The sequence below is a fragment of the Streptomyces sp. GESEQ-4 genome (assembly GCF_017948455.1).
Classification (GTDB): Bacteria; Actinomycetota; Actinomycetes; order Streptomycetales; family Streptomycetaceae; genus Streptomyces.
This window is the reverse complement of sequence record NZ_JAFFSU010000001.1, coordinates 180492-204374: the sequence shown is the minus strand read 5'-3', so window position 1 is coordinate 204374 and position 23883 is coordinate 180492. Positions and strand designations below refer to the sequence as shown.

The 23883-nt window shown below is 68.9% G+C and carries 17 protein-coding genes; 7 read left to right on the top strand and 10 right to left on the bottom strand.

Features of this window, described 5'->3' with window-relative positions; all coding sequences use genetic code 11:
* Positions 1-24: 24 nt before the first annotated feature.
* Positions 25-3195: a glycoside hydrolase family 38 C-terminal domain-containing protein gene (locus KCH48_RS00900; protein ID WP_210569350.1), complete on the top strand. Its 3171-nt coding sequence runs from the start codon at positions 25-27 to the stop codon at positions 3193-3195.
* 123 nt (positions 3196-3318) lie between these two features.
* Here the strand turns inward: KCH48_RS00900 and KCH48_RS00895 are convergent, their stop codons facing one another.
* The 6 genes from KCH48_RS00895 to KCH48_RS00870 all read right to left on the bottom strand — a co-directional run bounded on the left by KCH48_RS00895 (position 3319) and on the right by KCH48_RS00870 (position 9462).
* The gene (locus tag KCH48_RS00895) at positions 3319-3870 is read right to left on the bottom strand and encodes a GNAT family N-acetyltransferase (RefSeq protein ID WP_307840763.1); all 552 of its coding nucleotides are present in this window, start codon (positions 3868-3870) and stop codon (positions 3319-3321) included.
* A 332-nt stretch (positions 3871-4202) separates the two neighbouring features.
* A complete protein-coding gene (locus tag KCH48_RS00890) occupies positions 4203-5366 on the bottom strand; it encodes an MFS transporter (protein ID WP_246884668.1) in 1164 nt (387 codons plus the stop codon).
* Positions 5350-5880 (bottom strand): GNAT family N-acetyltransferase, encoded by a 531-nt coding sequence (locus tag KCH48_RS00885; protein ID WP_210569344.1) that lies wholly within the window; start codon positions 5878-5880, stop codon positions 5350-5352. Before KCH48_RS00885 ends, KCH48_RS00890 begins: the two co-directional genes overlap by 17 nt.
* Complete coding sequence (locus KCH48_RS00880; RefSeq protein WP_210569342.1) at positions 5877-7061, bottom strand: type III PLP-dependent enzyme; 1185 nt, start codon at positions 7059-7061, stop codon at positions 5877-5879. Before KCH48_RS00880 ends, KCH48_RS00885 begins: the two co-directional genes overlap by 4 nt.
* Positions 7062-7069: 8 nt before the next feature.
* Positions 7070-8389: a DUF6271 family protein gene (locus tag KCH48_RS00875; protein WP_210569340.1), complete on the bottom strand. Its 1320-nt coding sequence runs from the start codon at positions 8387-8389 to the stop codon at positions 7070-7072.
* Positions 8371-9462, bottom strand: a complete 1092-nt coding sequence (locus tag KCH48_RS00870; protein ID WP_210569339.1) for a phytanoyl-CoA dioxygenase family protein — start codon at positions 9460-9462, stop codon at positions 8371-8373. The genes KCH48_RS00875 and KCH48_RS00870 overlap by 19 nt, the downstream gene beginning before the upstream one ends.
* Positions 9463-9865: 403 nt before the next feature.
* Between KCH48_RS00870 and KCH48_RS00865 the strand changes: the two genes are divergently transcribed.
* Complete coding sequence (locus tag KCH48_RS00865; protein ID WP_210569337.1) at positions 9866-11386, top strand: glycoside hydrolase family 3 protein; 1521 nt, start codon at positions 9866-9868, stop codon at positions 11384-11386.
* A gap of 84 nt (positions 11387-11470) precedes the next feature.
* Here KCH48_RS00865 and KCH48_RS00860 read toward each other — a convergent pair whose 3' ends face one another.
* A complete protein-coding gene (locus KCH48_RS00860; protein WP_210569335.1) occupies positions 11471-11752 on the bottom strand; it encodes an AraC family transcriptional regulator in 282 nt (93 codons plus the stop codon).
* 91 nt (positions 11753-11843) lie between these two features.
* Here KCH48_RS00860 and KCH48_RS00855 point away from each other — a divergent pair, with 91 nt between their 5' ends.
* Positions 11844-12938: an acyl-CoA dehydrogenase family protein gene (locus KCH48_RS00855; RefSeq protein WP_210569334.1), complete on the top strand. Its 1095-nt coding sequence runs from the start codon at positions 11844-11846 to the stop codon at positions 12936-12938.
* Between the two features lie 30 nt (positions 12939-12968).
* Here KCH48_RS00855 and KCH48_RS00850 read toward each other — a convergent pair whose 3' ends face one another.
* Together KCH48_RS00850 and KCH48_RS00845 are read right to left on the bottom strand one after the other, a co-directional pair.
* Positions 12969-14159, bottom strand: coding sequence for a cell wall metabolism sensor histidine kinase WalK (locus KCH48_RS00850; protein ID WP_210569332.1), 1191 nt, complete (start codon positions 14157-14159; stop codon positions 12969-12971).
* Complete coding sequence (locus KCH48_RS00845; RefSeq protein ID WP_210569330.1) at positions 14150-14812, bottom strand: response regulator transcription factor; 663 nt, start codon at positions 14810-14812, stop codon at positions 14150-14152. Before KCH48_RS00845 ends, KCH48_RS00850 begins: the two co-directional genes overlap by 10 nt.
* Positions 14813-14962: 150 nt before the next feature.
* On the opposite strand from KCH48_RS00845, the gene KCH48_RS00840 reads away from it, so the two are divergent.
* From KCH48_RS00840 to KCH48_RS43090, 4 genes are all read left to right on the top strand, one after another.
* Complete coding sequence (locus KCH48_RS00840) at positions 14963-16237, top strand: ABC transporter permease (RefSeq protein WP_210569328.1); 1275 nt, start codon at positions 14963-14965, stop codon at positions 16235-16237.
* An 80-nt stretch (positions 16238-16317) separates the two neighbouring features.
* Entirely contained in the window at positions 16318-17703 is a 1386-nt protein-coding gene (locus KCH48_RS00835; protein WP_210569326.1) for an ABC transporter permease, read from the top strand.
* A 6-nt stretch (positions 17704-17709) separates the two neighbouring features.
* On the top strand, positions 17710-18417 hold the full coding sequence (locus KCH48_RS00830) for an ABC transporter ATP-binding protein (RefSeq protein WP_210569324.1): 708 nt from the start codon (positions 17710-17712) through the stop codon (positions 18415-18417).
* A 162-nt stretch (positions 18418-18579) separates the two neighbouring features.
* A complete protein-coding gene (locus KCH48_RS43090) occupies positions 18580-19584 on the top strand; it encodes a helix-turn-helix domain-containing protein (protein ID WP_374104636.1) in 1005 nt (334 codons plus the stop codon).
* A gap of 853 nt (positions 19585-20437) precedes the next feature.
* On the opposite strand, the gene KCH48_RS00820 is transcribed toward KCH48_RS43090, so the two are convergent.
* On the bottom strand, positions 20438-23824 hold the full coding sequence (locus tag KCH48_RS00820) for a S8 family serine peptidase (RefSeq protein WP_210569323.1): 3387 nt from the start codon (positions 23822-23824) through the stop codon (positions 20438-20440).
* Between the last annotated feature and the right edge of the window lie 59 nt (positions 23825-23883).

The following is a 23883-nucleotide window of genomic DNA, read 5'->3' as shown; positions in this document are numbered from 1 at the left end:
ACCCGAAAAGGACACCAACGCACCATGCCCAAGGCCCCCTTGACCCGGCCCTCCTGGTGGGACTCCGACATCGCGCGCGACATCCTGCGTGACCGCGTGGTCACCACCAGCGCCGGCATCGGCGACATGCGGGTGCAGCTGTCGGGCGAGCCCCTGCTGCGCCGCGACGGCAAGGGTGGACTGCTCCAGTCCATCCGACTGCGTCTGCGCCGCCGCGGCGCGGGCTCGCACGACGCCCTGCCGCGCATCACCCGGGCCCGGGTCACCACGAGCGGGGGCACTCCGGTCACCTGCGAAATCCTCCCCGGTGCGGGCTCCGACACCCGCATCCTGGTGCCGGAAGTGGACGCACCGACACGCCTGCTGATCGAGCTGCCCGACCTGGAAGAAGGCACCCGGTTCGACTTCGAGGCGCGCCCGCAGCGTCACTGGACGCTCCACCTGGTGCAGCACTCCCACCTCGACATCGGCTACACCGACCCCCAGGGGCGGGTGATGGCCGAGCACCGCGCCTACCTCGACTCGCTGCTCGAGCTCTGCCACGACACCGACGACTGGCCGGAACCCGCCCGGTTCCGGTGGGCCGTCGAGGGCTTCCACTCCTTCCAGGACTGGCAGTCCAACCGCCCTCGCCGCCAGGTCGAGAGCTTCCTCGACCGGGTGCGCGAAGGCCGCATCGAACTCACGGCGATGCCGTTCAACCTCCATACGGAGACCTGCTCGACGGACGAACTGCACGAACTCCTCCGCCCCGTACTGGACCTGCGCGACCGGCACGGCATCGACATCCGCACAGCCATGCAGACCGACGTGCCCGGCCAAGTGGTCGGCCTGCCCGACGTCCTGGCGGGCAACGGCATCCGCTACCTCTCCGTGGCGCACAACTGGGCCGGACGCGCCGTACCGCATCTCGTCGGCGGGGAACACCTGCCACGGCTCTTCCGCTGGCAGGCACCCAGCGGCAACAGCCTCCTGGTCTGGCGCACGGACACACCGCACGGACTGGCGTACATGGAGGGCTCGATCCTGGGCTTCGACGAGTCCTACCACCACGTCGACGACCTCCTGCCCGCCTACCTCAGCGCGCTGGCCGAATTCCCCTACCCCCACGAAGGCCGGGGGATCCCAGGCTTCCCCATCCTCGATCACGCCGTCACATCCGACCCGTATCCCTGGGACGTGCTGCACCTGCGGGTGCTGGGCAAGTTCGCGGACAACGGCCCGCCCCGGCGGATCATCTCCGACACCGTGCGCCGTTGGAACGAGCAGTGGGCGTTCCCGCAGCTGCGGACCTCCCGGAACCAGGACTTCTTCGAGGACGCCGAAAAACGTGTCGGGGACCGGCTGGAGACCTACCAGGGCGACTGGAGCGACTGGTGGGTCGACGGGGTCGGTGCGGGGGCCGTCCCGCTCGCAGCCACGCGCCGTGGCCAGGCCGCCCTCGCCGAAGCGCAGACCGTGGCTGGTTACGCTCAGTTGATGGGCGTACCCGGCAGCCCGGTCGTCACCGAGACCGCGCCGGCCGTCTACCGTTCGGCCTCCCTGTTCAACGAGCACACCTGGGGCGCCGGTGACCCCTGGACCCATGGCGATCATGGACAGGGCTCCGGCGAAACGCAGTGGCACTGGAAGTACGCGCAGGCCCTGCGCGCCCACGACGAGGCGGAGACCCTGCTGGACTCCGCCACCGCGCTGCTCGGCGAAGCCTTCGCACTCTCCGCAGGAGCTCTGGCCAGCTACTACATCGTGAACACCTGCAGCTGGCCACGCACGGAGACGGCACGGCTGTTCCTGCCCGAGAGCACCGTGGCCCTGAGCGAGGCGGTGCGGGTTCTCGATGCCCGTACCGGCACGTCCCTCCCTTTCAGGGAGGAAGCCCAGAGCAACGACCGCCACCGGGCGGCCGGCCGATTCCTGCACGTGCCCCTCACCGACGTGCCGGCCTGCGGAGCCGTGCGCCTGGACATCCTCCCCGGTGCCACTTCCGCCACTTCTTCCACGGAAAACGGTGACAGCACCGACCTGCCCGCGGATCCGGCCGTCCTGGAGAACGATCACCTGCGCGTCACGGTTGATCTGAGTCGGGCCTGCATCGGCTCCATCCTCGACAAGCACACCGGGCGCGAACTCGTCCGGCAGGACGCCGTCATCGGCTTCAACGGCTACGTGTACGACGAGTACGCCACCGCCGGGGCGTTCAATCACCAGTCCAGCAAGACCGTCGCCGACGACTCGATGCACCTGCTCGCCTCACGCCACACGGCACCGCCCGCGGCACTCGTCGAACGCCGCGCCGACGCCACCGGCCACACGCTGGTCTATGAATGCGCCCCGGCAGGCACGCGCCGACTCCGCGTGACGGTGCGCCTCCCCCACGACGCGGCTCGTATCGACATAGAGAACCGCATCGACAAAACCGCGACGCTGACCAAGGAGAGTGCGTTCTTCGCCTTCCCCTTCGCCCTGGACGATCCCGCCGTACGCATGGAAGCGACAGGCGGCGTCACGGGTACCGGACTTGCGACCGTGCCAGGGTCCGCCACTCACATGCGAGCCATCCGGCGCTGGACCAGTCTGAGCGACGGCCGCCACCACGCCGCGCTGGCGACGGCCGACGCGCCCCTCGTGCAGCTCGGCGGGATCGCGATCCCTTACGTTCCCTATCCGCAGTCGTTGCCGCAAGAGGAACCGGCCACCGTCTTCTCCTGGGTGCACAACAACATCTGGGACACGAACTTCCCCGCTCAGCAGGCCTTTGATCACGTCTTTCGCTACAGCGTCGGCTTCGCCTCCGGCGGGCTCGGTGAGCAGCTGGCCATGCGTACCGCGGCCGTCACCAGCCACCCGCTCGTAGCGGTCCGCGCCCGTGCCGAGGCTCAGCCGGAGCCGCCGGCACAGATGCAGTTCCTGACCGTGGAGGATCCCCGTGTACGCCTCGTGGGCCTGACCGTCCCGAGCGAAGGAAGCCTCATGATCCGTCTGCAGTCCATCGCCGACGTCCCGGTCACCTGCCGTCTGAGCACCCCGTTCTCCTTCACCCAGGCCTTCCGCACGAACTACCTCGGCCTGGTCCCCAGCGAACTCACCCCGGAACCGGACGGCGTCATCCCGGTCGATGTACCGGCCTTCGGAACGGCAGCAGTCACCCTCCAGCCGGTAGCCGATGCGTCCGTACCAGTCGGCCAGCAACTGTGAACGCACGCATATCAAGTGGCATCACTGAAGTCACAAAGATTCCCCCACAGAAACGTTCTGGAGGCACCTCGCAGCCCGCCCGCCGCCACCCTCTGGGCCAAGAAGGACCGCTGAAGGACTCGGCTAGGCGTGCAGATTCTTCTGATAGATCACGAAGTCGCACGTCGTGGCCAGGCGGGGAGCCAGCTCCGGGTACGACTCGTCGATCGAGCCTGTGCGGACCACCCGGTAGCCGATGCGTCCGTACCAGTCGGCCAGGAATTGCTTGGAAGGGTGCGACCACCGGCGCGGAACGAGCAACTCCAGCTGCATGACGTCGAGTCCGGCTTCCCGACCGTACTGTTCGGCGAACCGCACGAGTTCTCGGCCGATCCCTGTGCCACGCCGCTTGGGCGCAGCAGCCAGCATGCCGAACTCACAGACAGTGGCGGCGAGTTGTTGGATCCGGACGCAGCCGACGACCTCCTCGTGCAGCCGCGCCACGGTGATCTCCTCCGCTTTGGTGAGCGACGCAACCTCTTGGCGGCTGGTCCGCGTTGTGCCAGGAGCCCACAAGCCCTCCTCGGCCACTTCGTAGACCTCGTTGATCAGCGCGGTCACGGCTGACATGAGGTCGAAGTCGTCGGCGTGGGCCGGCGAGAGAGTTTCGATGCGGAGTGTCTCGTCGTTGGTCACCGATGTGCCTTTCATGATCGGGCTTCTCCCCCGCGGGGTCTGCGTACTGGGCGGTCTCGGCGACGATGTGCGTCAGCACTCGGCGCACCGACCACCGCTCGTCGGTGAACCACGGGGCGTCCAGGTCGGGCAGCACGTCGACGGCTCAACTCCGCACCACGACCGAGGATTACGATGCGTTTGGTCGCCGGGTCGACTCAACCAGCAATCGGCCGGCGGGCACATACTCCGGTGACGCCGTTCCATACGCGTCCGTACACCATCGCCATGGACGCAACCGCGACTCGCACCGACAGGGGACCCCGGAGCGCGGCAACCTTCAGACGCGCGGTTCAGCCGGTCGCGGGTGTCCACCGGATGCGCGTGCTGCACAGGGAGACGGCGGCCGCCGCTGCCGCGACAAGCGCCAGGCCCCACACCAGGCTGCTCGCATTCGCCACGAAGCCGATGAGCGGCGGCCCGGCCAGCAGGCCCGTCGTGCCCATGGCGGCCACCAGGGCCAGCGCGTCCGAGCCCTGTTTCGCCGCGGCCACGTAGACGCAAGGGGTCACCGCCGCGCTTCCGAGTCCGACACAGGCGAACCCGATGAGAGCCGTCACCACTCCCCCGCCCACCAGGGCGAAGACAAGCCCGGCGGCGGCCAGCGCACTGCCGAGGAGGACGACGCGTCCGTCGCCCCAGCGGCTGCGCCAGCCGTCGGCCAGGAGACGGGCCACCACCATCATGCCCGACACGACGGCGATGCCCATGGGCGCCAGTTCTGCTGACGCCTTGGCGACTTCCCTCAGGTAAAGGGCGGACCAGTCGTTCATGGAGCCCTCGGTGACGGTGCCGAACGCCATGGCACAGCACATCCACAACGTCATACGGGACGGCAGGGTCCATCTGCCACGGCTCTTCGCCTTCTCCTCCTTCTCTGCGGCAGGCGCGTCCTCGGCGAGAAGACCGGGGCGGGCCAAGGCAGCCAGCAGTACGAGGATGACGGCCGCCACGCCGAAGTGTCCCGCGACCGACGAGGTCACCGCGTTCATACCGGAGGCGAGGAGCGCCGCAAGCAGGGAACCCGCGCTGAACGTCGCGTGCAGCCTGGCCATGGCATTGCGCTCGTGCCGCGTCTCGAGAGCCGCTCCCTGCGCGTTCATGCCGACGTTCAGGCATCCCACGAACACTCCGTCGGCAAGGAGGACCAGCAAGGCGACCGGATAGTTCGGCGCCGCGGCCAGGGCCAGGAGCAGCAGAGTCAGGACGAGGGTCGACAGGAGCGCCAGCCGCGCGGAGCCCAGCCGCTTCATGAGCACCGGTACCAGGGGGAACGACGCCACCGCGCCGATCCCCGCCGCCATCAGCAACACACCCACCTCGGCCGCGGTCAGACCGAGGTCCGCCTTGATGGCGGGGATCCGCGAGGCCCAGGTGGCGTACTGGAAGCCGAGGGAACAGAACAGTGCGGCGATCGCCAACTGGCCGCGGTAGAAGGGGTCATGCACTCGGAACAAGTAGATCAGCTCGCTTCGTCGCCTTGGACATGTAGACGGCATGCGGGCCGTAACCGCCGGGAGAGATCCCCGGGTGCGCCGTGAACCCGCGCGCCGACCAGAACGGCTCGCTGTGGCCGACGGCGATCAGCGAGATCCGCTCGTACCCTCGCGAACCGGCCGTCAGAGTGAGGTGGTTCAGGAGGTGTCGTGCCAGTCCTCTGCCGCGAAGGCGCTCGGTGACAACGATGTCGTGGAGGTGCAGATTGCGCGAGAAGGGCGACGGGATCACCGCCTCTTCCGCCCGTTCCAGATCGGGATACCGGCCGGCCGGATACGGCAGTGCCAGCAGATACCCGGCCGGCTGGGCACCGACGTCCAGGACGAAACAGGTGCTCGGTGAGGCGTCCGCTCTGGACCTCAGCGCCGCGCGCCCCTCCGACAGACCGAGTCCGGCGTAGGCACGGGACTCCATCGCCACGATCGCGCCCCAGTCGGCTTCGGTGATGTGGCGTACGCGTATGTCTTCACTCACGGGCGCCACCCGTTCGCGCAGGTGTACGGAAGCGGGTCGAAACCGTTGAAGCCCCGGGTCATGTAGCTGATCGCGTAGGCGCCGCTGGACAGCACCCAGACCGGATCTCCGGATGCCAGGTCCTTCGGTACCTGGACGAGTCCGTGCTCGGGGAGACAGGAGTCGTCGCTGTCGCAGGTGGGACCCGCCATGACGGCGGGGACGCACTCGGCGTCACGATGTGTGGGGAACACGAGCCGGTACTGCAGCGCGTCCATCTCGTAGAGACCGTTGAACTTGCCGCAGCTCAGGTAGAGCCAGTACTGGCGCTCGCCGTTCGGTCTTTGCCGTTCGGACAGCCGGGCCACGTGGGCCCGGATGGCTCCGTGGTCGGCGACGAGGTGGCGCCCCGGCTCCATGACGAACTCGAGGTGGCCGCCGTGGACTTCCCTGAGGTGTCGCATTCCCTCGCGGATCACGGCGAAGATCTTGTCCATCGGGGGTTCCAGCGGCGTTCCGTACCGGTCGAGGTACCCGAGCGCCGGAAGTCCGCCGCCGAGGTTGACGTGGTCCAGGACCATGCCACGCCGGCCCAGGGCGGTCAGGACGTCGGCCAGTGACTCGACGGCACTGTGCCAGGCGTCGGCGGTCATCTGCTGCGAACCGACGTGTACGGACAGGCCCGACGGTGTCAGCCCCTTGTCCCGCGCCGATTCCAGCACCCGCACCGCGTCGGCGGGCGAGCAGCCGAACTTGTTGCTGAGGCCCCAGAGCGCCCCTTCCCCGCTGGTCGCCAGTCTGCAGAAGACCCGGGCGCCGGGGGCATGGACCGCGATGGCCGCCACGTCCTGAAGGCTGTCGGTCGCGAAGTCCCTGATGCCGAGGCGGTGGGCGTCGGCGATGTCCCGGTCGGACTTGACGGTGTTGCCGTAGTGCATCCTCGCCACCGGCACGCCGGCCCGCAGCGCCTGCTCCAGTTCACGGGGGCTCGCCCCGTCCACCCCGGCACCCCTTCTCGCCAGGCACGTGAGTACCTCGTCCACCGGACAGGCCTTCATGGCGAAACGGACGTCGACTCCGGGCAGTTCGCGCCGCAGCGTCTCGTAGCGGTCCTCGATTCCGGACAGGTCGAAGACGATCCGGTCCTCGGTGGCGGCCGCCAGCGCGGCGAACAGGGATGACGACTCGGGCTCATGTGCCATGGCCCTTCTCATTCCGGCTGCCCGAGTGCCGGGTTTACGGGGGTGAGTCCGGCCGCCCCCACCAGCGGCTCCCATGCCTCGACCAGCAGTGCGAAGTCCTCGATGTCGCTCCGTGCTTCGTCGAGGAGGCGTTCGCGGTGCCGCGCCAGGAGATCGGCGAACGTGGCGTATCTGCCGCCCAGTTGCCGGTACGCGGCGTCGAGGATGTCCAACCGCTGGACGTTCTCGCCACGGTCGAGCCGTGTGCTCTCCCTCGCCAGCCGGGCGACGACGGACGCGCGCACCTGCCCCCGGTCGTCGAGCAACGACGCTCCGGCCCGGCCCATTCCGTCGTAGATGAAGTTGAAGTACAGCATCGACAGCAGGAACTTGACATAGCGCGTCTGGTACGCCATGAACCCGGAGTCGGTCCGCCGTTCACCGGTGTAGAAGTTCACGATGTCCCGGTTGTGCAGCACACCCGGCAGGGCGGCATCGTGGACCAGGTGGATCAGGAAGTAGTCACTGCCGATCGTGTCGGTCGCGGGCGGCAGCGGCACGCGTTCGTGCACCCCGTGGAAGCTGATGTTGCACATGTCCACCCGCATGGGGTCGACCAGGGTGAGTGTCGAGTGGTCGCGGACGAACGTCTGCGAGCCCGCTCCTCGGAAGGACTCGGCGACGAGCGCCTTCTTCTGCTCGCCGGACCAGTGCACGGGCGCCCACAGGCTGACCATGTCGTAGTAGACATCGGGGTCGAGCCGGAGGATCTCGCCGATGTCCACGGAGAGTTCGCCCACGAAGGAGCTGCCGACCATCGCGACGCGTTTGTCCGCGTGGCGCGCGGCCAGCGCGTTCTCGGTGACGTCGTGCGCGGCGTCGGCGGCACGCCGGCCCAGCGTCATGAGCTCGTGATGGATGGGGAAGACGGGCTCGCCGTCCACGACCTGGTATCGGCTGTCGGAGTCCCTGCGGTGCACGGATTCGCAGCCGAGCGCGATGGCGATCAGGAATGCGCGGTTGGTACAGGCACCGTAGGAGGAGGCCGCCGGAAGCATCAGGTCCAGCAGCAGGTCGGGCTTCATGGCCCCGGACCGGCCGATCACTCGCTGGAGGAAGTCCCGCTGTTCCGCCTCGCCCAAGTGGTGTACGACGATCCGCGGATTGCCGGGGAGGCGGCGCACGGCCTCGGAGTGCTCCGCGTACGCGGGGGCCTCGCAGGAGTCGAGGATCAGCAGGTGGACCTCGGTGTCGAAGTGCTCGGCGGCGTAGGCCGCTTCCTCACCGATGGCCGCGATCGTCGGGGAACAGGGCCTGTTGGTGGGGAGAGTCAGACAAATTCTGCGCATGTCTCTTCTCCCACCCGCTCGACTGCCTCGTCAGCCCCGTCCGCCTCCTCCAGGGGTGCCCCGCTCCAGGACGTGAGGCCCAGCAGCTTGGCACCGAGTTCGTTGAGGGAGGCTCTGCCGTACCTCAGGGATTCGTGTCGCGTGGCGTCACCGAGCAGCGTCGCGTTCCAGTCCGGCGTGCTGAGGGTGCGCCACGACTCGACCCGGGAGCGCCTGAGCTCCTGACGGGTCTCGAGCGCGGGCATCATCGACAGGTACTGGACCGCTCGCACGCCGTTCTCGGAGGTGTTGGGTGCCACGCCGTGCGCCAGCAGGCCGTTGAAGATCAACAGGTCGCCGGCCTGGAGTTCCGGTCGCACTACGGGGAACTCCGCGCGGTCGATCCTGGGCCGGATCGGGTCGCGGTCGTCGGGCTGGAGCGCCTTCCACCGGTCGAACCGCCGGAACAGCTCGGGGCAGCACTGGAACCCGCCGAGCTCCGGCGTGGTGTCGTTCAGGGCGATGATCCCCTGGACGCGCTGCGGCAGCACACCGAGCGTGGTGTCGACATCCCAGTGGAGCTCGATGTCGAACCCCTCCTCCGTGCGCGGGATCAGGGCGCGGTCACGGTTCTTGATGTTGGGCGGGTTCAGGTTGAGCCGGTCGAGGGTCACCCACAGTTCTTCGCAGTCCCATACGTCGACGAACGCGTCGTAGACCCGCTGCGTCTGGCGGCTGTCCCAGATGAGTTGGTGGTGGTACGCCTCTACGAACCCGTAGATGTGCAGTTCACGGTCCAGGTCCGAGCGGTACTCGCGGTCCTCGTACCACGTGTCCGGACGGTCGGGGTCGAGCCCCTGGAAGTCCCAGGAGAAGTCCAGCAGGCGTCGGGCGGACGAGGCGGGGATCGCCTGCTTCACCACGACGTAGCCGTACGTCTGCCAGAAGGCGAAGTCCTCCTCGGACAGCACTCGGAGCGGGCGGGTCTTCTTCAGATCCCGCAGGGGCGTCTGGGCTAAGTACGTCTCGCCGTCCGAACTGAAGTAGGGGACGTCCGAGGGGGCTCGATGGAGATAACGGTCAGGCGTCGGCATTGCTGTGCTCCAGGCCTTGATCTCGTACCGGTGACTCCCGGCCGGGAGTCACGAACTGCGCAGAGCGCGGGCGGTGGTTGGCAGGAACGCGATGGGTGTCCGCACCGCCTGAGGGTGGTGGTCCCGCCTGAGGAGTGGTGGTCGTGTCCGCAGGGTCACTGCACCACGTGCCACACCAGCCCCTCTTCGAACTCGCGTACCACCAACTTGGACTAGACCAACTCGCACTGTCAAACAGGCCAGTTCAGGGCGTGTCGTTATCAAGTCGACGAGGTTCGAGCCCTCTTGACACGGGCGGTTAGCCTGAATGAAGACTCATTGGTCCGTACCAATCTGGCGTCCTCTGCCGATGTGAGGTCGTCGGCGGCCTGGACACGCGAGCCCGACCCGAAAGGCGCACTCAATGGTCTCCAGCAAGCACAGCAAGGAGTTGCGGCGACTGGCGCTGGCGGTCCTGCAGCCGGGGTTCGTGGGGACCGAGGCGCCGGAGTGGGTGCTGCGCGAGATCGGTGACGGGCTGGCGTCCGTCGTGCTTTTCGGCCGCAACATCGTCTCGCTGGAACAGGTCGCCCGGCTGACCGGACAACTCCGCGCGGAGAAGCCCGAGTTGATCATCGCGATCGACGAGGAGGCCGGTGATGTCACCCGGATCGAATCCGCGACCGGATCCACCCGGCCAGGCAACTTCGCCCTCGGAACTGTCGACGACACCGAGCTGACCGAAGCCGTCGCCGCCGATCTGGGACGCCAACTGCGCGTCGCCGGGGTGAGCCTGGACTACGCGCCCAGCGCGGACGTCAACTCCAACCCGGACAACCCGATCATCGGGGTCAGGTCTTTCGGCATCGACCCGAAGGTGGTGTCCCGGCACACCGCCGCGTGGATCCGGGGCCTTCAGTCTGCCGGGGTCGCCGCCTGCGCCAAGCACTTCCCCGGCCACGGCGACGTCGCCGTTGATTCCCACCACGGTCTGCCCACCTACGATGCCGACCGCGAACAGATCGTCACCCAGGCCTTGCCTCCGTTCCGCGCCGCCTTGGACGCGGGCGTTCGCGCGGTGATGAGCGGCCACCTTCTGGTCCCCGCCTACGACCCCGACCTGCCCGCTACGCTCAGCCGACGCATCCTGGACGAACTGCTCCGCCAGGAACTCGGGTTCGACGGCCTGATCGTCACCGACGCCATCGAGATGGGGGCCGTCGCCGACCGATACGGAATAGGCGGGGCCACCGTGAGAGCCGTCGCCGCCGGTGCCGACGCCGTCTGCGTCGGCGGCGAGAACGCCGAGGCGGGCACCACCGCCATGCTTGCCGACGCTCTCGTCGGCGCCGTGGGGTCAGGAGATCTCACCGAGGAGCGACTCGACGAGGCGGCCGGCCGTGTCCGGGATTTCGCGGCCTGGTCGGCGGGCCTGGGCCCGTCCGGCCCCGTCGAGACAGCCGACACCGATGGCAGCGACATCGGCTTCGCGGCTGCCCGCCGGGCCATCCGGCTGACCGGAGCCGCACAGCACACCCTGCCCCTGTCCGCCGCGCCGCACGTGGTGGAGCTGGTGCCCACCACCAACCTGGCCATCGGCAAGGAGACCCCTTGGGGTGTCGCCGTCCCGCTGGGCGAGCGGCTGCCCGGCACCACCTGCGTCCGGATGCACCATCTGGAACTGCGCTCCCGGACCACCGCCCTGGAGACGCACGCACTCGTACCGGCCTCGGGACGCCCCTTGGTCGTCGTCGTCCGGGACGCCTCCCGGCACGAGTGGATGACGCACGCCCTCACAGACCTCGTCGCCGCCCGTCCCGACGCGATCGTCGTGGAGATGGGTCTGCCGGGCGCCCCCGTTCCCGGAGCCGTCCAGATCTTCACACACGGTGCCACCGCCGCATCCGGGGTGGCCGCGGCGGAAGTCCTGGCGGGCGCCCGTTAGCCCATGGCCTCCCACGCCGCCAAGTTCACCGCCCTGTACGGGCGTTCGCGGCCTGAAACGGAACTCATCAGCCCTGAGTCACCGTCACTCCACCGGTTCGGACAAGGCGTTTCCGGCGACGCGGACGGCCGTCGGAGTCCGGCAAAAGCGCGCCGGCGACACGCCGTACTCCCGGCGGAACGCGGCCGAGAAGGCGAACTCGGTCGAGTATCCGACCTGGCGGGCGATCGTGGCCGGCGTCCACCACTGTGGTGACGTCGCGCCGCGCAGGACGATGTGGAATCCGCTGCCGGCGAAGGTGGGGAACCGGAGTCCCCGGGAGTCCGACTGCCTGATCAGGCGTCCGCCGGCGCGGCCGACCCGCACGCTACGCTCACGGGTCCGGCGCACAACCGCGTATGAACCAGGGCGGCTCACGTATGGTCCGGCACGCGCGGTCGGTGATTGGGTCGACGCCATGATCGATTACTCCACAGAGGCTGAGACCCTCCGGATCCTGCGGGCCCATGCCGAGAACGCGGAACACAACGATCGGCCCGCCGCGGAGAGCCTGGAGGCGCTGCGCAAGACCGGGGTCTTCGCCTTGCGGACACCGCGGGAGTACGGGGGTGCCTGGGCGGATGCGGAGACCGTCGCCCGGTGCCTGACCGACCTGGGCCGAGCCTGTCCGTCCACGGCCTGGATCGCCGGGACGTGCGTGACCTCGAAGAACATCACCGCCAAGTGTTTCCCGGATGCAGTGGTGAGTGAGATCTTCACCGACCCGGACGCGCTCCTGTGCGGAACGGGTGTCCCCGCAGGCCAAGGCGAGCGCGTGCCCGGGGGCGTGCGCGTCAATGGCCGCTGGCCGAACGTCTCCGGTTGCGAGGACGCGGCCTGGGCCGGCTTCGCTCTGCTGATCGACGGCGAGCTCTCCTTCGCCGTCGTACCGGCGGCCGACCTGACCATCGAGCGGACCTGGCACATGGCCGGTATGCGCGCCACGGGCAGCCACACCCTGGTCGCCGAGGACCTACTGGTGTCGGAAGAGCGAGTCGCGTCGGCTGAGCGGCTCGCGGCAGGGAACCCCTTCGCCTTCGGGGACCTCATGCTGTACGCGATGACGGCGCTCGGCCCGGTGGTGGGTGCCGCCCAGGGCGCGCTCGACGCGATCAACGCGATGTTCGCCTCGGACCGCAAGCCGTTCATGACCGCCTACTCCCGGATGGGCGAGTCCCCCGGGGCCCGGCACTGGCTGGCCGAGGCGACCCACCTCGTGAACCGCGCCGAAAACACCATGCTCGCGGTCGCCCGGGAGGCGGACACGGCCGAACTGTCCGAAGCCGACAATGCCCGCCTGCACATGGCTCTCGCCGACGCCGGCCGGGACTGCCGGGCCGCGGTCGAGCGGATGCTCGATCTGCACGGCGCGAGCGGCTTCCACAACGCGAACGTACTCCAGCGGTATTGGCGAGACGTCGCCGTCGCCAGCCGTCACCCGCACCTCAACCCGTACCTCGCGACCGAGACCTTCGGCACGGGACTTGCGCAGCATCATGCGCCTCGCGCGTGAGTTGAACTCACCTCGCGCCCTGGTCGGCGCTCAGGGGAAGCGCAGGGTGAGGGCGAGCCCGCCCTCGGTGCCGGGGTGCGCTGTGAGCGTGGCGTGGTGGGCCTCGGCGATGGAGGCGGCGATGGACAGTCCCAGGCCGTGGCCGGTAGCGGCGGTGCGGTCCCTGTCCAGGCGTCGGAAGGGCTCGAACAGTTCGGGGATCCGTTCGGCGGGCACGTGGGGGCCGGTATTGGTCACCGTCACGGTGCGGGCATCGAGACGTCCGCGGACGTGGCCGCCGGGGTGGTTGTACTGGATGGCGTTGCGCATCAGGTTCGTCAGCAGGTGGCGCAGCAGGACAGGGTCACCGGGGACGGCCAGTGGGGTGTCGGCGTCGAGGTCGAGGTGTACGCCGTTCTCGGCTGCCTGCGGGGCGAGTTCGGCGGTCACGAGCCGGGCGGTGGCTGCGAGGTCGACGCTTTCGGTCGTTTCCAGGCCGCGGTCGCTGCGGGCCAGCAGAAGCAGGGCGTTGATCAGCTGTTCGGCCTCGCGGTTGGCGGTGAGCAGGTCCTCGCGGACGTCGGCGAGGCCGTCGGGCAGGGGATCGGCGAGGCCGACCTGGAGGCTGGTGCGCTGGACCGCCAGGGGTGTCTTGAGTTCGTGGGAGGCGTTGGCGACGAAGCGGCGTTGACTCTCGAAGGACTTCTCGAGCCGGTCGAGCATGGTGTCGAAGGTGTCGGCGAGGCGGTGGAGTTCGTCGTCGGGGCCGGTGAGCGCGAGGCGCTGGTACATGTTCTGTTCGCTGATGCGGCGGGCGGCCTCGGTCATGGAGGCGACGGGACGCAGGGCCCGTCCGGCCAGCCACCAGCCGAGCAGTCCGGCAAGGAACGCCGTGATCAGGAGTCCGACGGCGGACCAGAGCACCATCTGGCGCAGCGCGGTGTCCTGCACGGCCTGCACGGTCTGGTCGACCTTCTGGATCATGGCTACGTCGTTCAGGGCCGTTGGTGCGCGATCCGGGCGAGTGGGGTGCGCGGGCTCGAAGGGCGTCGCAGGGCCGCTCGGCGCATCGCCATACGTGACCGCGATCCCCTCGACCTGTTGCTCCGTTCCGTAGCGCGCGAGCAGCACCACGAAAGCGAGCAGGGCGATGCCGGCGAGCAGGAAGAGCCCGCAGAAGGCGGCGGCCAGCCGGGCGCGGAAGGGCAGCCTGCCCAGCAGTGCCCGCGGGCTCAGTCGCACAGCCGGTATCCCTCTCCCTTGTCGGCGACGATCAGGCCGGGGTCGCCGAGTTTGCCGCGCAGCCGGCTGACGGCGGCGCGGACCGCGCTGGTGCGCGGGTCGAGGTGCTCGTCCCAGACGGTGCGGACGAGCTCGTCGTGCGGCACCGGCGTTCCGCCTGCGCTCAGCAGCCGGTGCAAGACCGCGAACTCCTTCAGGGTCAGTTCCAGCGGACGGCCGTCCACGGACACCTCGCGCCGCGTCTCGTCCAGGGTGATGCTCCCGAAGCGCAGCACGGCGGGCGGCGGCTTCGGCGCGCGGCGGCTCAGCGCCCGCACACGGGCGACGAGTTCGGCGAAGTCGAAGGGCTTGGCGAGGTAGTCGTCCGCGCCGAGCGTCGTCAGGCCGTAGACCCTTTCCGTGAGTTCGCCGGCCGCGGTCAGCATCAGGATCCGCGGAGGGTCGGAGAGTTCACGCAGCCGCCTGCACACCTCGTCGCCGCTGATGACCGGCAGGTCGCGGTCGAGGAGCAACACGTCGTAGGCGGTGAGCAGGCACATCCGCTCGGCCTCCGCCCCGGTGGCGGCGATGTCGACCGCCATCGCCTGCCGGCGAAGGCCGGTGGCGATGGTGCGGGCGAGAACGCGGTGGTCTTCGGCTACCAGGACTCTCATGCAGACATGAAACCAAGATCACGGTTCAGCCGGATAAAGACGCGGAGCGGTGTGCTCCAAGCCTGTCGGGGCTGGACAGGGCCGGACCGGCCCTTATACCGCTGTAACACCCTTATCCCGCTGCTCACAGCAGGCTGCTTCTGTCTGGGCATGAACTTCGTCAAGCGCGCCGCAATGAGCCTTGGTGCCAGAAGATCCAGGACCGCCGCCTTGCTGGCGATCTTCGTCGTCATCTGCACCCTGCTCCTCGCCGGCTTCCTGCTGCAGGCCGCCGCCGCCCGCCAGGAGGCCGACGCGCAACGCGCCATCGGCGTCGACGTCACCGTCAAGCGGCAGAACCTCACCCCGGCCCTCGCCGACCGGCTCGGCGCCTCGGACCTGGTGCACCGCTACAACCCGGAGCTTCCGGTGCGGTCCTGGGCGCGCGACTTCACACCACTGGCGTCGAATGCGCCGAAGCCGGGCGGCGCCGGAACCGAGGAGAAGGAACAGGGCCCGCTGGCCGTGAACGGCGTCCGTGACTCGGGCATGCTGCTGCCCTTTTCGTACGGCTCGACGAAGATCACGGCGGGCCGCGGCATCACGCCCGAGGACGCGGCCCGCGACGTCGCCGTCATCGAGCAGCGCTTGGCCGACGAGAACCACCTCAAGGTCGGCGACACCCTGCGGGTGCGGTCGTCGGACGGCAAGCGCACGGTACGGCTGACGGTCGTCGGCGTCTACCAGGACCCGATGCGGGATCCGCCGAACTGGACGCCGCCGCACGAACTGCCCGGCAACGCGCTGTACGTACCGGTGAACACGGCCCGGAAAGCCGGAACCGGCAGCGAGACGGTCAGCGAGGCGGTGTTCAAGATCGCGTCGCCGGGCCAGGCCAAGCAGCTGCACGCCGAAGCCGAACGACTCCTCGGCAAGGGCGGTTTCGACTTCCGCGTCAACGACAAGGCGTACCGCGACCAGGTCCGCCCCATCCAGCGGGTGGGCACGTTCGCGGGACTGATCGTCTGGGTGATCGCCCTGGCCGGAGCACTGATCCTCGGCCTCATCGTGACGCTCCAGATCCGCGAGCGGCGCGCTGAGCTCGGGGTGCTGCTCTCCATGGGCGAGAAGAAGTGGAAGCTCATCGGCCAGCACGCCGTGGAGGTGGCGGCCGTGGCCCTGCCCGCCGTCGCGATCGCCGCTCTGGCCGGCTCGCTCGCCGGGCAGTCCGCGGGTGACGCGCTCCTCGGCGGCCAGAGCGGCAAGCCGGTCACGTCGGCCGGTGCGCCGGACGCGGAGATCGCTCCGCCCGTAGTGCGGGTCGAGCCCGCCACCGTCGGCAGGGTCGCCGGCATCGGACTCGGGATCTCCCTGGTCTCCACCGTCATCCCGGGCATCGGGATTCTCCGTCTGCACCCCCGCTCCATCCTCACCGACACCGAGTAGCCGGCCACCGGCACCGCATGGACCAGCCGCCAACAGCGCACGACCACTCACCGGCACGCACCGAGAGAGCCGAGATACCCATGAACTTCGTCAAACGCGCAGGGTTCAGCCTGTGGGCCCGCAAGGGCCGCACCCTGATCACCTTCGCCACCTTCCTCGTCATCTCCGTGATGGTGCTGGCCGGTGTCCTGATCAACGACGCGACGGCCGGGGCCGAGCAGGACGCCAAGCGCTCCGTGGGCGCCGAGGTCAACCTCGAGATGGATCTGGGTCAGATGGGAGGCGCCGGTGGTGGCGGCCTGCAAGCCCCGCGCATCGACGCCGCGACCATCGACAAGCTCGGGGCTCTGCCCCAGGTGCAGAAGTACACCTACTCGATGTGGGACCGCGCCATCCTCAAGGGCAAGTACAAGCTGGTCGAGGGCGGCCCGGCCGACCCCATGGGCCCCGGCGGCACCGCGAGCATCGGCATGCTCGACTCCTCACTGCTGCCCGACTTCCGCAGCGGCAAGTTCACGCTCCTGTCCGGTGAGCACCTCACAGCCGCCGACAAGGAAAAGAAGCAACTGCTGATCGAGGAGCGGCTGGCCAGAAAGAACGCTCTCAAGGTCGGCGACAGAATCACACTGACCGGCAACGACGAGAAGACCACGGCCGACTTCACCGTCGGCGGCATCTACCGCGACCCGCGACCCACCACCGAAGCCGACGCCGAGTACGGCGTCAGCCCGGCCAACATGGTGTACGGAACGGTGGGCGGCCTCTCCGCACTCGCGCCCGAAGCGAAGGGGTCGCTACAGGTCGGCAAGGCGACGTTCCTCCTCCAGGACGCCGATGTGCAGGGCGCGTTCAAGGACGAGGCGAAGCGGATCGCCGGCTCGGCGCTCGAGGGCTTCAGGCTGGACGCCAACGACAAGGCCATCCAGCAGATGACGGGCCCGCTCAAGAGCATCCGCTCCACGGCCACCGTCGCCATGTGGCTGATGGCCGTCGCCGGTGCGGCCGTCCTGTCCCTCCTGGTCAACCTCGCCGTCAAGCAACGTCGCAAGGAGTACGGCGTCCTGTTGGCCATGGGCGAGAAGAAGAGCAAGCTCATCGCCCAACAGGCCCTGGAGATCGTCGTGGTGGCCGCCATCGCCATCGGGGTGAGTTCCCTGTTCGCCCCGAGCCTGACCCAGAGCGCCGGCCAGTCCCTGCTCGGCGACGAAGCCTCCGCCGCCCGGCAGAAGCTCGACTCGTGGCAGCCCCCGGGCCCTGGCAGCACCGGGCTCGGCGAAGGCATCGACATGGACGACAAGCCGGTCGAGAACGCCGATCCCATCGACGAGATCACCGTGGCGCTCGACCCGGCGGACCTCGTCGCCGTAGGCGCCATCGGCCTCGGCATCGGCCTCCTCGCCACCGCCATCCCGGCCGGCGCCGTGCTGCGCCTCAGCCCCCGCACCATCCTCACGAAGGGCAAGTGACCCGCCATGACCAGCGCCACCACCACCCCGCCCGTCCTGCGCCTCGCCGACGTCAGCCACACCTACGCCGGCCAACGCCGCAGGACCACGGTCCTCAAGGGCATCGACTACGCCTTCGAACGCGGCACGTTCTACACCATTCTGGGCCCCTCCGGCAGCGGCAAGACGACTCTGCTCAGCCTGGCCAGCGGGCTCGACACCCCCACCAAGGGCACGATCAGCTTCGACGGGCAGGACCTCACCGAGCTCGGGCTCGGCCGCTACCGCAACAAGCACGCCGCCACGGTCTTCCAGCAGTACAACCTCCTCACCTACATGACCGCCCTCCAGAACGTCACCACCGCCATGGAGATCACCGGCGCCAAGCCCGCGACCGGAAGCCGCAAGGCCCACGCCCTGCGGCTCCTCGAGAAGATCGGCCTCGACAAGGCGATGGCCACCCGCAATGTGCTGCAGCTCTCCGGCGGTCAGCAGCAGCGCGTCGCCATCGCCCGCGCCCTCGCCTGCGACGTCGACATCCTCTTCGCCGACGAACCCACCGGAAACCTCGACGAGGACACCGCCCAGGGCATCATCGACACCTTCCGCGAACTCGCCCACGAGCAGGGCACATGCGTGGTCGTCGTCACCCACTCCCAGCAGCTGGCCGCGCAGTCCGACCGCGTCCTCAACCTGCGCAAGGGCAAGCTCACGGAGCAGGTGAACGCCCGATAAGTACGCGGACTGCCTGAACCAGAACGGCGCTCAGGGCATCAAGTTCGACAGAATGATGTCGGAGCAACGAAGCGAGGTGGACCGACGGCGATGCCCAGCACAGGAGCGGAAGCTGCAGGATCACGTGGGGCGTTCTCACTGGACTCCACTACCCCGGATGCTTTGCCGCGAGGATTTGACGCCTTCCGGCGCGGGTGGCAGACGCAGATCGGCGATGGCTTTCCGCTGCCGACCTTCGATCCTGCCACGACGGATGACTTCCGCGTCAGGAGCCGCGTCGCCAAGGTCCGCGACGTGGCGATCACCGATCTCCACGGCGTATCGGCCATACGAACCGCGGGCACCCCGTACGGTTACGAAGATCAGGTACGGATGTACGTGGTGCGGCGCGGTTCATGGACGCTGAGCCCGCACGATCGCAGCGAACACACTGCTACGGCCGGGAAGTTCCTCCTCCGGCACGGGCGGCCGTCACACTTTGCCGCGCCGCCGCACACCACGGTGAAGATCCTGACTCTGCCCTCCGTGATGCTCACCGCACTGGTCCGGAACCGCACCATCACCGGACCGGCGGACTCGGCCGAGATGCGACTGCTGATGGCACACACGAGCATGCTCCACGAAACCATGGCGGGTCTCGGCCCGACGGGTGTGCACGCCGCTCACAGCGCTCTGATCGAGCTGGCCAAGGCGGTGGCGGTAGGCCGGTTCGACGACGTGGAACCCAGGCTGGCGCCCGCGCTCGCCCAAGCCGCGAAAGACCTCGCTGACACCCATCTCGCCGATCCCGAGCTGTCCGCGGCGACGCTGGCACGTGAACTCAACGTCTCCGTACGCACGTTGCAGCGGGCGTTCGCCGCGACGGGAGACTCGGTGAGCGCCTACATCCGTCACCGGCGGCTGGAAGAAGCCCGGCTCGCGCTCACCGCGCCGTCCGACCGACTGAGCATCTCGGAGCTCGCCGCCCACTGGCACTTCGCCGACAGCAGCCACTTCATCCGCACCTTCAAGAAGCACTACGGCCAGACACCCACCGACTACGCCCGCTCGACCGGACTGGCCCCGACGGCGTCGGCGATGCCCAAGCATGTGTTGCCGGAGAAGACGCCGAGCTCATATTGGACGGAATCAACATCGAAAGAGCGGACGAGAAGGCCTACCTCGTAGGTCCCGGGATAAGTGACTTCACCGACGTACTGAATTCGATACGACCACGGCGGAAGGTCCGGCACGGCCCCTCCCTCGCCCACTCCGATTTCCTTTGAGGTAAACGCCGCGACAGCCTCGTCGTACCAGGTGGCCAGGGCGATGAAATTGACGTGCTGATTGGAGTCGACGTCACCGATCCGTGCACACAGTGGGGTGAAATGTGCGTAATAATCCCGCTGGCGGCGCTCGTCCCCCGGACGCGTCATGACGGCCTGGCTCAACTCCGGCATCTGCAAGTCCGTGAGGTCCGCGATCAACTCATCAGGCAGTGGAAGGGGCCCCGCAGCAGCGTGCAGCACCACTGTGGCCTCGCCACTCCCTACTTCTTTGTCGCCGACGAGGACTGCATGTACGAATGTGAATGATGACCGCCCAACGCGGCGAACGCCGGTGCGCACCTGAATGTTGAGGTCCGCGCGGGTGACCGGTGCGAGTCGTTCGACGCTTTGACTGACAAGCAAGACATGGAACGGGGTAAATCCGCCGGCGCCCACGAGCTGTTCGAAGCGGGGCAGTCGCACCCGTAACCGGGCGTCCTCCAGCCAACGCGCCATCCCGATCGTGCTCACCGTGCCATCCCTGCCGAGATCGGCCTGTCGCACCCGGATATCGGACTGCGTCGGGAACGCGGAACCACCGATGAAATTCATGAAAATTGCCCTCAATATTGCCCCGAGATGTCCCTTCCGTCGAAGCCTAGGAGGGCCATCCGGTACGTGCGTGAACCAGAGCGGCAACCCGTAGAACATCAGCGCCAGGTTGAGGCGTGCCCGGGGGCGGACAGGCCCCCGGGCACGCCCTCGACGTCGGCCTACTCAGTGATGTAGGCGCGGTTGATCGTCTGAACCAGCGTGTTGCCGTCCCGATCGGTCAGCTTGGCCCGCAGCGAGACGGTGCCGGACCGCGCCGGATGGTCGAGCAACAGATGGGTACCGCCGACGGCCTTGGCCGCGGTCCAGGTGCTGCCGTCGTCGTACGACACCTCGAACGAAAGCTTCTTGACGGTTCGTGCCGTGGCCGCGCCCTCCACCGTGAAGGGCACCTTGTACCGTTCACCCGCCTTCGCCGTGCTGGTCGGCGACAGCTCGGGCGAGAAGCGGACCACGGAGAGCGGCAGCCGGGTCCAGCTTTCCTCGGAAGTGCGCGCCGACCGGAACGTCCACTGCGCCCGTACGCGGGTGCTGACGGGGAACAGCTCGGGATCCCGGGTGACGTCGACGTTCAGCTCGTACCGTCTGTCCTGTTCGGGGAGGGTGTAGCGGAGCATGCCATACCAGTCGCGCGAGTCGGCGGCGACCTCCTTGCCGTCGGCGTAGAGGGAGGTCTCCTCGCTGGTGGCCGGGCTGATGCCCACGTGGCCGGCGCCGTCGCCGAACACCGGCAGGTAGGTGAGCATCGCGTTCCCGCTGCGCGCCACGCCGGGGCTGCCCCACCGCGGCTCGTCCTCGCCCTTCGGCAGCGCCGGACCGAAGACACCCGCGTTGAATCGCTCGGTGTAGCGCTTGCCCGCCTTGTACGTCTTGTACCCGCCCAGGAAGGTACTCTCCGACGGATTCGGGTGTACGGAGTACAGCCACCGGACCCCGTTGCCGAGGACGTATTCGGTTGTCCGCAGCGGCAGTTCGAGGGAGGTGGGGGTGCTGAAGTCGATCGCCGGGCCGTCGAGCGGAGGCTTGGGTGCCGCGGCCAGCTGCGCGGTCGCGTCCCTTCCGGGCTTGCCGACCGAGAGGTCGATCCGGGCGAGATCCCTGGCCTCGACGTCGGCCGTGAAGCCGGCCAGATCGCCTGTACGGTTCCACGCCAGGCGGTAGTTCACCGGCAGATCGCCCGCGGTCCGGCGCTGCCAGAAGCCGGCGTACTGGGCGTATGCCTCTTCCTCCGCGGCCTCGGGGCCGAGGTGTCCGACCTTGAAACTTTCGAACCCGGGGAAGTCCAGGAGGAACGGCGAGATGGCGCTCCCGTCCGAGCGGGTGAAGCCGGAAACGAGATGGGCGTAGGTGTTCTCGGCCGTCGCATCGGGGACGGTGATCCGGGTGGGCCTGGCCTGGCGGGCGTCCATCACGACCGTGGTGTCCTTGGTCAGTCGGATCGCCGGTGCCAGCAGTACGGATTCGGAGGCCCCGGTCTCGTCATCGCCGCCGATGAACCCGGTGAGCCCGTAGCCGCCCTTGGGCAGGCGCGCGGTGACCTCGCCGTCGTTGGCGTCGGACAGCTCCGTGTAGTAGTTGCTGTCCCGGCCGTCGACCGCCGTCCAGCCGCCCGTGGCCGGCCGGCCGTCGTCGCCGATGAACTTGACCGTGAGGTTGTACGACTCGACCTCGCGCTCCACACCGATGGCGGTGCGCACCGAGATCCGGCCGTCTGGCGAGACCGCGCTCACCGCGCCCCCGAACGAGCCGTCGGTCTCGCCGACGCGGGTGTCGGCGGTCACCGTGGTGCTCGCCGTACCGCCCGCGGGGACGGTCAGCCGCCGCTCCGCCACCGTGAACATGCCCTCGGCGGCCGGCTTGCCGTCCACCCCGACCGCCTCGGCGGACAGGTCGAGAGAGACCGGCTCCGAGCCGAGGTTGCGGTAGGTGATCTCCTTCGTCACCGGCTGGTCTTTGGTGTGCGGCCACGGCCGCAGACCGAAGTTGAGCGGGCCCTGCTCGACGACGACGGTCTGTTCCATCGCACGGGCGATATCAGTGCGGCCGGCGCCCTGCTGGTAGGCGCTGTACGGGCCCGGCTTCGCGGAGCCGGTCAGCGCCGCCTTGATCCGCGCACCGCTCCAGTCCGGGTGCTGCTGGGCCAGGATGGCGGCCGCGCCCGCGACATGAGGAGTCGCCATGGAGGTTCCGTCCATGGTGGCGTAACCGGGTGTCCCCGAGGGGTCCTGCGATTCGAGGTCACTCGCGGTGGAGGCCGCGGCGGTGATCTCCGCGCCCGGCGCGGTCAGATCGGGCTTGACCCCGCCGTCGCCGACGCGCGGTCCACGGCTGGAGAAGTCAGCGAGCTTGTCGGCCTTGTCGACCGCGCCGACCGTCAGCGCGGAGTCGGCACTGCCCGGCGAACCGACGGTGCGCTCGCCCTGGCGCCCCTCGTTGCCGGCGGCGATGACAAACAGCGCCCCCGACTCGGCTGAGAGGCGGTTGACGGCCTCCTCCAGCGGGTCGATGCCGGAGGTGTCGGGGCCGCCCATGCTCATGTTGACGACTTGGGCGCCCTCGGCCACCGCCCATTCCATGCCGGCGATGACGCCGGAGTCCTCGCCGCCGCCGCCGTCGTCGAGGACCTTGCCGTCGAGGATCCGCACGCCGGGCGCGACCCCCTTGTAGCTGCCGTCCGACTTGGCGCCTGTGCCGCCCACGGTGGAGGCCACGTGGGTGCCGTGCCCGAACCGGTCGACGCTGTCCTCGGAGCCGGAGAAGTTCCGCTCGGCGATCTCCTGGCCCGCCAGGTCGGGGTGGGTCTGATCCACCCCGGTGTCCAGCACGGCGACCTTGACGCCCTTGCCGTCGAACCCGGCTTCCCATGCGGTCGGCGCACCGATCTGCGGCACGCTCTTGTCCAGGCTGGCCTGGCGCTTGCCGTCCAGCCAGACCTTCTTCACCTGCTTCGTCGCCGCCGCCGAGGCGGACAGCCGCGCCGTCCCCTGCCCGGCGTCGCCGCCGTCGGTGAAGGTGTCCCAGAACGCGGAGCCACCGCGCTTGTCGGCCCGCAGCGCCAAGCCGTTGATGCTCGGCAACTCCTTGCCGACCCTGGCCCGTGCCCTGCTGAAGGCGCTCGCGGCGGGCGTCTCGTCCCCGGCGTAGGTGACGATCAGCGGCAGGTCGGACCGGCGCGCGTCGTCGTACCCGAACGCGACGAGCTGCGTCACGTCGAACAGACGCCGGTCGAGCTTGCCCTGGGCCACCGCCGAGGCCGCGTCGCCCGGTATCACGTAGCGGTGCCCGTCGAGTTCCCGGACCGAGAACGAGCCGTTCTCCCGCCCCTCGGCCCGCTCGATCCCGGTGACCGAGCCGTCCGCACCGACCGAGACCTCGTCACCGGTGATCAGTGTCACCGTGGTCGCCTGGGCGCCGGAGCCCCGGCCGAAGCCTTCGCCCACGTCCTGGCCACCGCCCGGTCGCGCTGCCGCGGCTGAGCCGGCTAATCCTGAGGTGAGTGCCACGGCGAAGGCGATGACGCCCGCCAGATATCCGCTTGGTCTGCGCATGGAAGCTGTCCATATCTTTCGTTGAAGGAGTACGAAGACGAAAACCCGCGATCGCAGGA

Bases quoted from the DNA above. Each gene is read 5' to 3' on its own strand.
- KCH48_RS00835 (WP_210569326.1), top strand. From the start codon at position 16,318: ATGAACTTCGTCAAACGCGCAGGGTTCAGCCTGTGGGCCCGCAAGGGC.
- KCH48_RS00820 (WP_210569323.1), bottom strand. From the start codon at position 23,824: ATGCGCAGACCAAGCGGATATCTGGCGGGCGTCATCGCCTTCGCCGTG.
- KCH48_RS00845 (WP_210569330.1), bottom strand. From the start codon at position 14,812: ATGAGAGTCCTGGTAGCCGAAGACCACCGCGTTCTCGCCCGCACCATC.
- KCH48_RS00880 (WP_210569342.1), bottom strand. From the start codon at position 7,061: ATGGCACATGAGCCCGAGTCGTCATCCCTGTTCGCCGCGCTGGCGGCC.
- KCH48_RS00840 (WP_210569328.1), top strand. From the start codon at position 14,963: ATGAACTTCGTCAAGCGCGCCGCAATGAGCCTTGGTGCCAGAAGATCC.
- KCH48_RS00875 (WP_210569340.1), bottom strand. From the start codon at position 8,389: ATGCGCAGAATTTGTCTGACTCTCCCCACCAACAGGCCCTGTTCCCCG.
- KCH48_RS00830 (WP_210569324.1), top strand. From the start codon at position 17,710: ATGACCAGCGCCACCACCACCCCGCCCGTCCTGCGCCTCGCCGACGTC.
- KCH48_RS00855 (WP_210569334.1), top strand. From the start codon at position 11,844: ATGATCGATTACTCCACAGAGGCTGAGACCCTCCGGATCCTGCGGGCC.
- KCH48_RS00870 (WP_210569339.1), bottom strand. From the start codon at position 9,462: ATGCCGACGCCTGACCGTTATCTCCATCGAGCCCCCTCGGACGTCCCC.
- KCH48_RS00865 (WP_210569337.1), top strand. From the start codon at position 9,866: ATGGTCTCCAGCAAGCACAGCAAGGAGTTGCGGCGACTGGCGCTGGCG.
- KCH48_RS00900 (WP_210569350.1), top strand. From the start codon at position 25: ATGCCCAAGGCCCCCTTGACCCGGCCCTCCTGGTGGGACTCCGACATC.